Origin of the sequence: Streptomyces neyagawaensis (assembly GCF_023516595.1) — a bacterium.
Classification (GTDB): domain Bacteria; phylum Actinomycetota; class Actinomycetes; order Streptomycetales; family Streptomycetaceae; genus Streptomyces; species Streptomyces neyagawaensis.
Genome location: NZ_JAMGBG010000078.1, coordinates 95,537 through 108,723, shown reverse-complemented (window position 1 = coordinate 108,723; position 13,187 = coordinate 95,537). Strand labels below are relative to the sequence as shown.

The 13,187-nt window shown below is 70.9% G+C and carries 9 protein-coding genes; 7 read left to right on the top strand and 2 right to left on the bottom strand.

Going from position 1 to position 13,187, the window contains the following annotated elements:
• The first annotated feature begins 238 nt into the window (after positions 1 to 238).
• The 3 genes from M8J73_RS29360 (at position 239) to M8J73_RS29350 (ending at position 5,957) form a co-directional block, all read left to right on the top strand.
• The gene (locus tag M8J73_RS29360; RefSeq protein WP_009327638.1) at positions 239 to 442 is read left to right on the top strand and encodes a hypothetical protein; all 204 of its coding nucleotides are present in this window, start codon (positions 239 to 241) and stop codon (positions 440 to 442) included.
• A 223-nt stretch (positions 443 to 665) separates the two neighbouring features.
• A complete protein-coding gene (locus M8J73_RS29355) occupies positions 666 to 4,319 on the top strand; it encodes an SMC hinge domain-related protein (RefSeq protein WP_249829282.1) in 3,654 nt (1,217 codons plus the stop codon).
• Positions 4,320 to 4,538: 219 nt separating this feature from the next.
• Positions 4,539 to 5,957, top strand: coding sequence for a sugar porter family MFS transporter (locus M8J73_RS29350; protein ID WP_055539138.1), 1,419 nt, complete (start codon positions 4,539 to 4,541; stop codon positions 5,955 to 5,957).
• A gap of 127 nt (positions 5,958 to 6,084) precedes the next feature.
• Here the strand turns inward: M8J73_RS29350 and M8J73_RS29345 are convergent, their stop codons facing one another.
• Positions 6,085 to 7,056 carry an LLM class flavin-dependent oxidoreductase gene (locus tag M8J73_RS29345; protein ID WP_055539137.1) on the bottom strand — a complete coding sequence of 324 codons (972 nt, stop codon included), beginning with the start codon at positions 7,054 to 7,056 and terminating at the stop codon, positions 6,085 to 6,087.
• A gap of 135 nt (positions 7,057 to 7,191) precedes the next feature.
• Between M8J73_RS29345 and ftsY the strand changes: the two genes are divergently transcribed.
• Complete coding sequence (gene ftsY, locus M8J73_RS29340; protein WP_249829281.1) at positions 7,192 to 8,400, top strand: signal recognition particle-docking protein FtsY; 1,209 nt, start codon at positions 7,192 to 7,194, stop codon at positions 8,398 to 8,400.
• A gap of 127 nt (positions 8,401 to 8,527) precedes the next feature.
• On the opposite strand, the gene M8J73_RS29335 is transcribed toward ftsY, so the two are convergent.
• Positions 8,528 to 9,178 carry a bifunctional DNA primase/polymerase gene (locus M8J73_RS29335; RefSeq protein ID WP_055542320.1) on the bottom strand — a complete coding sequence of 217 codons (651 nt, stop codon included), beginning with the start codon at positions 9,176 to 9,178 and terminating at the stop codon, positions 8,528 to 8,530.
• Positions 9,179 to 9,604: 426 nt separating this feature from the next.
• Here M8J73_RS29335 and nsdA point away from each other — a divergent pair, with 426 nt between their 5' ends.
• The 3 genes from nsdA (at position 9,605) to M8J73_RS29320 (ending at position 13,179) form a co-directional block, all read left to right on the top strand.
• Complete coding sequence (gene nsdA, locus M8J73_RS29330) at positions 9,605 to 11,080, top strand: transcriptional repressor NsdA (RefSeq protein ID WP_055542319.1); 1,476 nt, start codon at positions 9,605 to 9,607, stop codon at positions 11,078 to 11,080.
• A gap of 468 nt (positions 11,081 to 11,548) precedes the next feature.
• Positions 11,549 to 12,844, top strand: coding sequence for an ammonium transporter (locus tag M8J73_RS29325; RefSeq protein WP_055541807.1), 1,296 nt, complete (start codon positions 11,549 to 11,551; stop codon positions 12,842 to 12,844).
• Positions 12,841 to 13,179 carry a P-II family nitrogen regulator gene (locus tag M8J73_RS29320; protein ID WP_003997576.1) on the top strand — a complete coding sequence of 113 codons (339 nt, stop codon included), beginning with the start codon at positions 12,841 to 12,843 and terminating at the stop codon, positions 13,177 to 13,179. Before M8J73_RS29325 ends, M8J73_RS29320 begins: the two co-directional genes overlap by 4 nt.
• Positions 13,180 to 13,187 lie beyond the last annotated feature (8 nt).

Below are 13,187 nucleotides of genomic sequence, written 5' to 3'. Positions count from 1 at the left end.
CCCGGAACAGCCGCAGCGCCGCCCGCTCAGGACCGCGCGCCACCGGGATGCCCGCCAATACGGGGCGTGATCGTGTTGACCGTCAAACTTTTTGGTGAGACGCTGAAAGCCCCGCGCACCTTAGCTGTTTGGCATGGAGAACGGCAGCAAAAACTCAACAGTGCCAAGCACCACGGGTGCGATTCCCTCACGACCCACACCGCTTCGGTCGGTCACTCAGTGTGGAGGACCATCCATCATGGCAAAGGCGCTTCTCGGTTACGTCGGCGGCTCCGACCCGCGACTCCTCGCCGAGATGCGACGGCTCCAGCAGCGTGTCCAGGACCTGGAATCCGAGCTCGTACGGATCCAGGCCGAGAACGACGCGCTGACGGCTGCCGCTTCTCACGACTCGCTTATGGAGAGCATCGACGCACACCAGGCGGAGCCTGCGCTCACCTGATCACTGCATCGCATCGCACCACTACGACAGCAGTGGTTGGGCCGCCCGTATCAACCGCTAAGTTGTCAGATCTGCAAGGGACGCCTTCCTGAGGCGTCCCTTCTTTCTTCCCCCGCGCTTCAAAGTTGTCCCACCCTCTTAACGTCTGATGTGCCCTGCGTGTTCATGGGCGAAACCGCGCGCTCATGGAGTGAGACAAGGCCGAGAGGTAAAGTCCAGCGCCGTGCACCTCAAGGCCCTGACCCTCCGCGGGTTCAAGTCGTTCGCCTCGGCCACCACGCTCCGGTTCGAGCCGGGCATCACGTGCGTCGTCGGGCCGAACGGTTCGGGCAAGTCCAATGTCGTGGACGCGCTCAGCTGGGTCATGGGCGAGCAGGGCGCGAAGTCGCTGCGCGGCGGCAAGATGGAGGACGTCATCTTCGCCGGCACCACCGGGCGGCCCCCGCTCGGCCGCGCCGAGGTGTCCCTGACCATCGACAACTCCGACGGGGCCCTGCCCATCGAGTACTCCGAGGTCACCATCACGCGGATCATGTTCCGCAACGGCGGCAGCGAGTACCAGATCAACGGCGACACCTGCCGGCTCCTCGATATCCAGGAACTGCTGTCCGACTCCGGCATCGGCCGCGAGATGCACGTCATCGTCGGCCAGGGCCAGCTCGACTCGGTGCTGCACGCCGACCCCATGGGCCGCCGCGCCTTCATCGAGGAGGCCGCCGGCGTCCTCAAGCACCGCAAGCGCAAGGAGAAGGCGCTGCGGAAGCTGGACGCCATGCAGGCCAACCTGGCCCGCGTCCAGGACCTCACCGACGAACTCCGCCGCCAGCTCAAACCCCTCGGCCGCCAGGCCGCCGTCGCCCGCCGAGCCGCCGTCATCCAGGCCGACCTGCGCGACGCCCGCCTCCGCCTCCTCGCCGACGACCTCGTCCGGCTGCGCCAGGCGCTCAGCAACGAGATCGCCGACGAGGCCGCGCTCAAGCAGCGCAAGGACGCCGCCGAGACGGAGCTGAAGAAGGCGCTCCAGCGGGAGGCCGTCCTGGAGGACGAGGTGCGCCGGCTCACCCCGCGCCTCCAACGGGCCCAGGAGACCTGGTACGAGCTGTCGCAGCTCGCCGAGCGGGTGCGCGGCACGATCTCCCTCGCGGACGCCCGCGTCAAGAGCGCCACCTCCGCCCCGCCCGAGGAGCGTCGCGGGCGCGACCCCGAGGACATGGAGCGCGAGGCCGCCCGGATCCGGGAGCAGGAGGCCGAGCTCGAAGCGGCACTCGAAGCCGCCGAGCGGGCCCTGGAGGACACGGTCGCCCACCGGGCCGACCTGGAGCGGGAGCTGGCCCTCGAGGAACGGCGCCTGAAGGACGTCGCACGCTCCATCGCCGACCGCCGCGAGAGCCTCGCCCGCCTCGGCGGCCAGGTCAACGCCGCCCGCTCCCGCGCCGCCTCCGCACGCGCCGAGATCGACCGCCTCGCCGCCGCCCGCGACGAGGCGCAGGACCGCGCCGTCGCCGCCCAGGAGGAGTACGAGGCGCTGAAGGCCGAGGTCGACGGCCTCGACGCCGACGACACCGAACTCGCCGAGCGGCACGAGACCGCCAAGCGCGCCCTCGCCGACGCGGAGACCGCGCTCACCGCCGCCCGCGAGGCCACCACCGCCGCCGAGCGCCGCCGCGCCGCCACCCAGGCCCGCCACGAGGCCCTCGCCCTGGGCCTGCGCCGCAAGGACGGCACGGGCGCCCTGCTCGCCGCGAAGGACCGGCTCGGCGGCCTGCTCGGCCCGGCCGCCGAACTGCTGACCGTGACGCCCGGCCACGAGGTCGCCCTGGCGGCCGCGTTCGGCGCGGCGGCCGACGCGATCGCCGTGACCAGCCCCGTGGCGGCCGCCGAGGCCATCCGGCTGCTCCGCAAGCAGGACGCGGGCCGCGCCTCCCTCCTGCTGGCGGGAGCACCGGAGGACTCCGCGGCCCCGAGGGGCGAGGAGACCGGCCCGAACGGCCCCGCCGCACCCGCGAACCAAGGCCCCGCCGCACGCGCGCACCACCGCCCCGCGGACCACGGCCGCCCCCTCGCGGCGCCCCCCTCCGGCCACTTCGCCACCGACCTCGTCCGAGGCCCCTCCGACCTCATGCCCGCCGTACGCCGGCTGCTCCACGGCATCGTCGTGGTCGGCACCCTGGAGGACGCCGAGGACCTGGTCTACGCGCGCCCCGATCTCACCGCCGTCACCGCCGAGGGCGACCTGCTCGGCGCCCACTTCGCGCACGGGGGCTCCGCGGGCGCCCCCAGCCTCCTGGAGGTGCAGGCCTCCGTCGACGAGGCGGCGGCGGAGCTGGAGGAGCTGGCCGTACGGTGCGAGGAGCTGGCCGAGGCCCAGCAGGCCGCGGTCGAACAGCGCCGGGAGCGGGCCGCGCTCGTGGAGGAGCTGGGGGAGCGGCGCCGGGCGGCCGAGCGGGAGAAGTCGGCGGTCGCCCAGCAGCTCGGGCGGCTCGCCGGGCAGGCGCGGGGCGCCGCGGGGGAGGCCGAGCGATCCACCGCCGCGGCCGCACGGGCCCAGGAGGCGCTCGACAGGGCCGTCGAAGAGGCCGAGGAGCTGGCCGAGCGGCTGGCCGTGGCCGAGGAGATGCCGGTCGAGGAGGAGCCCGACACCTCCGTACGGGACCGGCTCGCGGCGGACGGGGCCAACGCGCGGCAGACCGAGATGGAGGCCCGGCTCCAGGTGCGTACGCACGAGGAGCGGGTCAAGGGGCTGGCCGGACGCGCCGACTCGCTGGACCGGGCCGCGCGCGCCGAACGGGAGGCGCGGGCCAGGGCCGAGCAGCGCCGGGCACGGCTGCGGCACGAGGCGGCCGTGGCCGAGGCCCTCGCCTCCGGCGCCCGGCAGCTGCTCGCGCACGTCGAGGTCTCCCTGGTCCGAGCCGAGCAGGAACGTACCGCCGCCGACGCCGCCAAGGCGCGCCGGGAGCAGGAGCTGGCGCGGGCGCGCATCGAGGGCCGCGACCTCAAGGCCGAGCTGGACAAGCTGACGGACTCGGTGCACCGGGGCGAGGTGCTCGGCGCGGAGAAGCGGCTGCGGATAGAGCAGCTGGAGACCAAGGCGCTGGAGGAGCTGGGCGTAGAACCGGAGGGCCTGGTCGGGGAGTACGGCCCCGACCAGCTCGTACCGCCGTCACCGCCCGCCGAGGGCGAGGCGCTCCCCGAGGACCCGGAGCATCCCCGCAACCAGCCGAGGACGTTCCACCGCGCCGAGCAGGAGAAGCGGCTCAGGGCGGCCGAGCGGGCGTACCAGCAGCTCGGCAAGGTCAATCCGCTGGCGCTGGAGGAGTTCGCGGCTCTGGAGGAACGGCATAAGTTCCTCAGTGAGCAGCTGGACGACCTCAAGAAGACCCGCGCCGATCTGCTCCAGGTGGTGAAGGAGGTCGACGAGCGGGTCGAGCAGGTCTTCACGGAGGCCTACTGGGACACCGCGCGGGAGTTCGAGGGCGTCTTCAGCCGGCTCTTCCCCGGTGGTGAGGGACGGCTGATCCTCACCGACCCCGACAACATGCTCACCACCGGCGTCGACGTCGAGGCCCGTCCGCCCGGCAAGAAGGTCAAGCGGCTGTCGCTGCTCTCCGGGGGCGAGCGCTCGCTGACCGCCGTCGCCATGCTGGTGTCGATCTTCAAGGCGCGGCCCAGCCCGTTCTATGTGATGGACGAGGTCGAGGCGGCGCTCGACGACACCAACCTCCAGCGGCTGATCCGCATCATGCAGGAGTTGCAGGAGGCGTCCCAGCTCATCGTGATCACGCACCAGAAGCGGACGATGGAGGTCGCCGACGCGCTGTACGGCGTGTCAATGCAGGGCGACGGTGTGTCGAAGGTCATCAGCCAGCGGCTGCGTTAACCGTTTTCACGTCGGGGTAGACGGGGTCCGAGCGCGTGGTTGCCTCGGGACCCTAACTCTGCTGCCACGGTTGCCATTTCTTCAATACTTGAACCCAATCTCCGCATCCACTCCTCCAATGTGGGCAATCGCTTTCACTCGACCCCCTCTTGACTTCGAAACTTGAAGACATAGTCTCTGCAACGTTGTTTTTACCTTCAGAGCGGAAGGTCCCCCCACGTGACCAGCACAGCGCAGGCATCGACGACAGGAGCCCGGGCCGCCCATCCCGAGCATCTCTCGCACGTGATCTTCATCGCGGCGGCAGCCGCCATGGGCGGCTTCCTCTTCGGTTACGACAGCGCCGTGATCAACGGCGCCGTCGAAGCCATCAGGGACCGCTACGACATCGGCTCCACAGCCCTGGCCCAGGTGATCGCCATCGCGCTGATCGGCTGCGCCATCGGCGCGGCCACCGCCGGCCGGATAGCCGACCGCATCGGCCGGATCCGCTGCATGCAGATCGCGGCGGCCCTCTTCACGGTCAGCGCCGTCGGCTCCGCGCTGCCCTTCGCGCTGTGGGACCTCGCCTTCTGGCGCGTCGTCGGCGGCTTCGCCATCGGTATGGCCTCGGTGATCGGCCCCGCCTACATCGCCGAGGTCGCGCCCGCCGCCTACCGGGGACGGCTCGGCTCGTTCCAGCAGGCCGCGATCGTCGTCGGCATCGCCGTGTCGCAGCTGGTCAACTGGGGAATCCTCAACGCGGCCGACGGCGACCAGCGCGGTGAGCTGCTGGGCCTGGAGGCCTGGCAGGTCATGCTCGGCGTCATGGTCGTCCCTGCCGTCCTCTACGGCCTGCTCTCCTTCGCCATCCCCGAGTCCCCCCGCTTCCTGATCTCCGTCGGAAAGCGCGAGCGTGCCCGTGAGGTGCTTGCCGAGGTCGAGGGCGACGGTGTCGACCTGGACGCACGGGTCGCCGAGATCGAGTCGGCCATGCGCCGCGAGCACAAGTCGTCCTTCAAGGACCTGCTGGGCGGCAGCCTCCTGTTCAAGCCGATCGTGTGGGTCGGCATCGGCCTGTCGGTGTTCCAGCAGTTCGTCGGCATCAACGTCGCCTTCTACTACTCCGCGACGCTGTGGCAGTCCGTGGGCGTCGACCCGACCGAGTCGTTCTTCTACTCCTTCACGACGTCGATCATCAACATCGTCGGCACGGTCATCGCGATGATCTTCGTGGACCGTGTCGGCCGCAGGCCGCTCGCCCTCATCGGCTCCGTCGGCATGCTCCTCGGCCTCGCGCTGGAGGCCTGGGCCTTCTCCTACGACCTCGTCGACGGCAGGCTCCCGGCCACCCAGGGCTGGGTCGCCCTGGTCGCCGCCCATGTCTTCGTCCTGTTCTTCGCCCTGTCCTGGGGTGTGGTCGTCTGGGTCATGCTCGGCGAGATGTTCCCGAACAAGATCCGCGCCGCCGCCCTGGGAGTGGCCGCCTCCGCGCAGTGGATCGCCAACTGGGCCATCACCGCGAGCTTCCCGTCCCTGGCCGACTGGAACCTCTCCGCGACCTATGTGATCTACACGGTCTTCGCCGCGCTCTCCATCCCGTTCGTCCTGAAGTTCGTCAAGGAGACGAAGGGCAAGTCTCTGGAGGAGATGGGCTGAGACGCAGGCCCCCGAACCCGAGGAGCAGGGCCAAGTCCCCGCTGCCCCGCTCCTCGTGCCCCGCCGTCGCCCCGGCCCGACCACTGAGCGGACCGGGGCGACGGTGTGTCCGCACCGGGCGGGACGGTCAGCCGTCCAGCCGGGGGAGCACCCGCTCGGCGAACAGCCGCAGCCCCCGCCACCCCTCCTCGACCGGCATCCCGCCCGCGAGCGGATGCAGGACGTAGTTGTCGAGGCCCAGCGCCACGCACTCGTCCGGCGTGACGATCCGGTACACGCCTTCGGCGCGCAGCTCGTCCACCGTCGTCGCCCCCGACCGCACGGCCGACCGGATCCCGGCCGACTGCCACGAGGCGTACGTCCGCGCCTCGTGCAGGAAGTGCCCGCCGTACTCGGCCCACGCCCGGTCCGGATCCTCCGCCACATGCAGCAGCGGAGTCTCGGCCGCGGGCATCATCGTCCAGCCCTCGGTGCCGTACTCCACGAGCCGCTCCTTGTAGTACGCCTCCAGCTCCGGCAGGTGCGCGCTCGGGAAGAAGGGCAGTCCGAGCCGGGCCGCCCGCCGGGCCGCCGCCTTCGACGAGCCGCCGACCAGCAGCAACGGATGCGGCTCGGTGGCCGGCCGAGGGGTGACGCGGACCGTGCGCCCCCGATAGGTGAAGGGCTCGCCGGTCCACGCCTGCAGCAGAGTCTCCAGCACCTCGTCCTGGAGCCTCCCCCTGCGCTTCCAGTCCACGTCGAACTGGGCGTACTCCTCCGGCCGGTACCCGATCCCCGCCACCGTCACCAGCCGCCCGCCGCTCACCAGGTCCAGGACGGCGATCTCCTCGGCCAGCCGCAGCGGGTCGTGGAGCGGGCCGATCACCGCCGACACGGTCACCGCGATCCGCCGCGTCGCCCCGAACACCGCCCCCGCGAACACGAACGGCGCCGGCAGCCAGTTGTTCTCGACCCCGTGGTGCTCCTCCGTCTGCACGGTGCTGATGCCCCGCTCGTCGGCGTACGCCGCCATCTCCACGGCGGCCCGGTAGCGGGCCCCCAGCGCGGCACGCGTGGCACCGGGCTCGACCAGATTGAAACGGACGACCGTGACGGGCATGGGAACCCCCTTCGGACGGATGTGGAGGCGGACGTTAGCTGACGCCTCGTCAGGTATCCAGGGGTGTGGCGGGCCGGTGTGGCCCCGTACGGCGATCGAACGCGGCGGGGGGTGGTCGCGCATACTGGTCCCGTTATGGAAATCCTCATCCTTGCTGTAGTCATCGCCGTGGTCGTGCTCGGCGTGCTGGGCGGGCTCGTCGTCGGCAGCCGCAGGAAGAAGCCGCTGCCCCCGGCGCCCCCCACCGCACCCGACATCACCGCGCCCCCGGCCGAGCCGCACGTCGGCGACGAGGCCGAGACCCCGCGCGACGAACCGCGCCGAACCATCGAGGAGGTGGACCTCCCGGACGCCTCGGCGACGGCGCCCGTCGCCGTCGAGGAACCCCCGGTCGTGGAGATTCCCGCGATCGAGGTCCCGGAGCCGACCGCCGGCCGTCTGGTACGGCTGCGCGCCCGGCTCTCCCGCTCGCAGAACGCGCTCGGCAAGGGGCTGCTCACCCTGCTGTCGCGCGAGCACCTCGACGAGGAGACCTGGGAGGAGATCGAGGACACCCTCCTCACCGCCGACGTCGGCGTCCAGCCCACCCAGGAACTGGTCGAGCGGCTGCGTGAGCGCGTCCGGGTGCTCGGCACGCGGACCCCGGCCGAGCTGCGCTCCCTACTGCGGGAGGAGCTGCTCACGATCCTCGTCCCCGAGTTCGACCGCGCGGTCAACACGGACTCGCCGCTCGACACGCCGGGCATCGTGATGGTCGTCGGCGTCAACGGCACCGGCAAGACCACCACCACCGGCAAGCTGGCCCGGGTCCTCGTGGCCGACGGCAAGAACGTCGTCCTCGGTGCCGCCGACACCTTCCGCGCCGCCGCCGCCGACCAGCTCCAGACCTGGGGCGAGCGCGTCGGGGCCCGGACGGTGCGCGGTCCGGAGGGCGGCGACCCGGCCTCCATCGCCTTCGACGCCGTCAAGGAGGGCATCGAGGAGGGCGCCGACGTCGTCCTGATCGACACCGCCGGCCGACTGCACACCAAGACCGGCCTCATGGACGAGCTCGGCAAGGTCAAGCGGGTCGTGGAGAAGCACGCGCCGCTGGACGAGATCCTGCTCGTCCTCGACGCCACCACCGGTCAGAACGGCCTGGTCCAGGCCCGCGTCTTCGCCGAGGTCGTCGACATCACCGGCATCGTCCTCACCAAGCTGGACGGCACCGCCAAGGGCGGCATCGTCATCGCGGTCCAGCGCGAGCTGGGCGTCCCCGTCAAGCTCGTCGGCCTGGGAGAGGGCGCGGACGATCTGGCGCCGTTCGAGCCGGAGGCGTTCGTCGACGCCCTGATCGGCGACTGACCACCATCGCCTGCGGATGTCCGTAGGCCGTCATTAGGCCGTCATGACGAAAGCGCCCGCCCCCAGGTGCAGTGGGGGACGGGCGCTTCGCCGTATGTTGAGGGCGGCGGGCCGGACAGTGAGCGGGCTACGCCCGCGACCGGTGTGCCACGTACGCCAGGGTGCCCAGCAGCAGCCGCGCGGCCGGTGGGCTCGTCGCGGAGTCGAGGGCGGGGGAGCGGAGCCAGCGGACCGGGCCGAGGCCACCGCGGTCGGACGGCGGGGCGGTGATGTGGGCGCCGGGGCCGAGGCCACGCAGGTCGAGGGCGGACGGGTCGTCCCAGCCCATGCGATAGAGCAGCTGCGGCAGCTCGGCGGCGGCCCCGGGCGCGACGAGGAAGTGGGCGCGGCCCTCGGGGGTGGCGATCACCGGGCCGAGCGGCAGGCCCATGCGTTCGAGCCGGACCAGCGCGTGCCGCCCGGCGGACTCGGCGACCTCGATCACGTCGAACGAGCGGCCGACCGGCAGCATGATGGAGGCGCCGGGGTGCTCGGCCCAGGCTTCGCTCACCTCGTCGAGGGTGGCGCCGGCGTGCACCAGGGGAGCGAAGTCGAGGGGGTGCGTGCCGGGCGCGTCACAGGTCGTCCTGCCGCAGGAACAGGCGCCCGAGACCGCCCGTGCGCCGGGGGCGACGTCCCACCCCCACAGGCCGGTGAACTCGGCCACCGCCGTGCAGTCCGAGGAGCGGCCGCGCCGCCCAGATCGCAACTCGCGAATGCCGCCGATCGTGAAGCCCATGCCCCCTCCAACGGGTCCAGCGCGCCGGTGGTTACGCGACGGAGGCGGGTCGTGACGCTCCGTCTCTGCCGGGGCGGCGCACTGCGGCACCCCCGGGTGGTGCGATCGGAGCGCGCGCCCTTGAATGCATCGCTCCGCCGACCCCTGGCCGTCATGTGTCAAGTGAATCGCGTGCGGGGCCCCGTTAGTTCATTCGAAGGGGTGGCGAATGGTGGCGTTTCTGGAATCGCCGTGGCCGGGCGCGTGATCGTGGGATTACTTTGAGTGCACAGATCCTGGGGATGCACGCGCTCGTGGGTATGCCGGAGGCAAGTCGTCTTTCCGTTCGACGGGTGACAACGGACGGACGTACGGCGCGGTAACCGGCATTCTGGTAGGGCTTGGCGCACACAGCGCACAAGTGGTTTCAGGGATGGGGGCGTTCCAGTGGGCGGCAACGGCGGAAGCGGCACGAACGCTGAGAAGCGCCCGAACGAACTGCTGGGCTCGTGGTTCGTCCGCAGCGGCTGGTCCAAGGGCGAACTCGCCCGTCAGGTGAACCGCCGCGCCCGCCAGCTCGGGGCCAACCACATCTCCACCGACACCTCGCGCGTACGGCGCTGGCTCGACGGGGAGAACCCGCGCGAGCCGATCCCGCGGATCCTGTCCGAGCTGTTCTCCGAACGGTTCGGCTGCGTCGTCGCCGTCGAGGACCTGGGGCTGCGCGCCGCGCACCAGGCGCCGTCCGTGTCCGGCGTCGATCTGCCCTGGACGGGCCCGCAGACCGTGGCGCTGATCAGTGAGTTCTCGCGCAGCGACCTGATGCTGGCGCGGCGCGGCTTCCTCGGGAACTCACTGGCCCTGTCCGCGGGCCCGGCCCTGATCGAGCCGATGCAGCGCTGGCTCGTCCCCACGCTGCCCGCGCCCCGCCCGGAGCCCGAACCCTCCGCCACCGCGCGCCGCGGCGGCCGCCTGTCCAAACCCGAGTTGGACCTGCTCGAGTCCACCACGGTGATGTTCCGGCAGTGGGACGCCCAGTGCGGGGGCGGCCTGCGCCGCAAGGCGGTCGTCGGCCAGCTGCACGAGGTGACCGACCTCCTCCAGGAGCCCCAGCCCGAGGCCACCAACCGGCGTCTGTTCAAGGTCGCCGCCGAGCTGGCGGAGCTGGCCGGCTGGATGAGCTACGACATCGGCCTCCAGCCCACCGCCCAGAAGTACTTCGTCCTCGCCCTGCACGCGGCGAAGGAAGCGGGCGACAAGCCCCTCGGCTCGTACGTCCTCTCCAGCATGAGCCGCCAGATGATCCACCTCGGCCGCCCCGACGACGCGCTCGAACTGATCCACCTCGCCCAGTACGGCAGCCGCGACTGCGCGAGCCCGCGCACCCAGGCGATGCTGTATGCGATGGAGGCCCGCGCCTACGCCAACATGGGGCAGCCCGGGAAATGCAAGAGGGCCGTCCGGATGGCCGAGGACACCTTCACCGACGCCGAGGAATGGGACGACCCGGACCCCGATTGGATCCGCTTCTTCAACGAGGCCGAACTGCACGGTGAGAACTCCCACTCCTACCGCGACCTCGCCTATGTCGCCGGCCGCAGCCCCACCTACGCCTCCCTGGCCGAGCCCGTGATGCGCCGCGCGGTCGAACTCTTCGCGACGGACACCGACCACCAGCGGTCGTACGCGCTGAACCTGATCGGCATGGCCACGGTCCATCTGTTGCAGCGTGAGCCCGAACAGGGCGCCGAACTGGCGCAGCAGGCCATGACGGTCGCCCGGAAGGTCCGCTCGGAGCGCCTCAACACCCGTATCCGCAAGACCGTCGACACGGCCGTACGCGATTTCGGCGATCTCGCCGAGGTCGTCGAGCTCACGGACCAGCTCGCCGTGCACCTCCCGGAGACCGCCGAAGCGGTCTGACCCGGCCCGGCCCACCACCCCCGAGGTCCCCCGACTCCGGCCGCGGCCGGTCATCCCTACTGCCCGACTCGGCTCCCCCATGCCAGGTCACCGGATGACCGCCGTGGCCGGTCCCGTAACGACACGCGCGAAGCCGACGCACCGTCGCGCCCTGCCGCAGCGGGGTGCGCCCTCCCCCATGCGGCCCACGGCCGAAGTTCCATCGGACGGCCGAAGTTCCATCGGATACGAAGCCGGTGCCCGCGGACCCGCCCGCAAGGGCCGGGCCCCGCGCGGTCCCAATCCGCCGTGACCCACGTTTCACCCGCCCGTAACACGACATGCGGGTTCGTCACCCGCGGGAAACAATTCCCTTCTTCCCGTGAAACGGTGCTGCGCCAGTCTCCTCAGCACAGTCGGCCCTCCCCGAGAGCTCCCCCAGGCTTCAGCATCCGCACGGGCCGTTCCGACCACGAGGAGATACCGGCATTGAACGGCACAGATACCGGATTCGTACTGATCAGCGCGGCGCTCGTCATGGTGATGACGCCGGGCCTCGCGCTCTTCTACGGCGGCATGGTCCGGGCCAAGAGCGTGCTGAACATGCTGATGATGTCCTTCATCACGCTGGGCATCGTCAGCATCCTGTGGGTGTTGTTCGGCTACTCGCTCGCCTTCAGCGGTGACGTCGGCCACGTCATCGGCAACCTTGACGCCATCGGCCTCAAGGGCATCGACATCACGAGCACGGCCGACAGCTTCGTCACCAACGCCAAGGGCGAACCGCACAAGATCGCCGCGTTCTCGTTCATCCTCTTCCAGATGCTGTTCGCGGTGATCACCCCGGCCCTGATGAGCGGCGCCCTCGCCGACCGCGTCAAGTTCAGCGCCTGGATGGTCTTCGTCGCGCTCTGGGTCACCCTGGCGTACTTCCCGGTCGCGCACTGGGTCTGGGCGCCCGGCGGCTGGCTCTTCGACATGGGCGTCATCGACTTCGCCGGTGGCACCGCGGTCCACATCAACGCCGGTATCGGCGCGCTCGCCGCGGTCCTCGTCGTGGGCAAGCGGATCGGCTTCAAGAAGGACCCGATGCGGCCGCACAGCCTGCCGCTGGTCCTGATCGGCACCGCCCTGCTGTGGTTCGGCTGGTTCGGCTTCAACGCCGGTTCGTGGCTCGGCGTCGACGGCACCACCGCCCGCATGGCGATCAACACGCAGATCGCGACCGCCGCGGCCATCATCGGCTGGCTGATCTACGAGCGCATCCGTCACGGCGCCTTCACCACCCTCGGTGCCTGCTCCGGCGCCGTCGCCGGCCTCGTCGCGATCACCCCGTCCGGTGGTCACGTCAACGCCTTCGGCGCCATCCTCATCGGTGTCGTCGCCGGTGCCGTCTGCTCCTGGGCCGTCAGCCTCAAGTACAAGCTCGGTTACGACGACTCCCTCGACGTCGTCGGCGTCCACCTCGTCGGCGGTGTCATCGGCACCCTGATGGTCGGCTTCCTGGCCACCGGCGGCGTGGGCGGCCTCGACCAGTTCGGCAAGCAGGCCACGGGCGCCTTCTCGGTCATGGGCTACACCTTCGTGGTGACGTTGATCATCGCCTTCGCCATCCAGAAGACGATCGGCTTCCGCGCCTCCGAGGAGGACGAGATCACCGGCGTCGACCAGACGCAGCACGCCGAGACCGCGTACGACTTCAGCTCGGCCGCCGGTTCGCACATCTCCTCCGGCGTCACGAGCACCGTCGCCGCCGCCACCCAGAGCAAGAAGGTCGAGGCATGAAGCTGATCACCGCCGTCGTCAAGCCGCACCGGCTCGACGAGATCAAGGAAGCGCTGCAGGCCTTCGGGGTGCACGGACTTACGGTCACCGAGGCCAGTGGGTACGGTCGGCAGCGGGGACACACCGAGGTGTACCGCGGCGCCGAGTACACGGTGGACCTGGTTCCCAAGATCCGGATCGAGGTACTGGCCGAGGACGACGACGCCGAGCAGTTGATCGACGTCATCGTCAAGGCCGCCCGCACCGGCAAGATCGGTGACGGCAAGGTCTGGTCCCTCCCGGTCGAGACGGCCGTACGGGTCCGGACGGGCGAGCGCGGCCCGGACGCGCTCTGACCGCACAG

Bases quoted from the DNA above. Each gene is read 5' to 3' on its own strand.
- M8J73_RS29360 (WP_009327638.1), top strand. From the start codon at position 239: ATGGCAAAGGCGCTTCTCGGTTACGTCGGCGGCTCCGACCCGCGACTC.
- M8J73_RS29345 (WP_055539137.1), bottom strand. From the start codon at position 7,056: ATGCCCGTCACGGTCGTCCGTTTCAATCTGGTCGAGCCCGGTGCCACG.
- ftsY (WP_249829281.1), top strand. From the start codon at position 7,192: ATGGAAATCCTCATCCTTGCTGTAGTCATCGCCGTGGTCGTGCTCGGC.
- M8J73_RS29335 (WP_055542320.1), bottom strand. From the start codon at position 9,178: ATGGGCTTCACGATCGGCGGCATTCGCGAGTTGCGATCTGGGCGGCGC.
- M8J73_RS29320 (WP_003997576.1), top strand. From the start codon at position 12,841: ATGAAGCTGATCACCGCCGTCGTCAAGCCGCACCGGCTCGACGAGATC.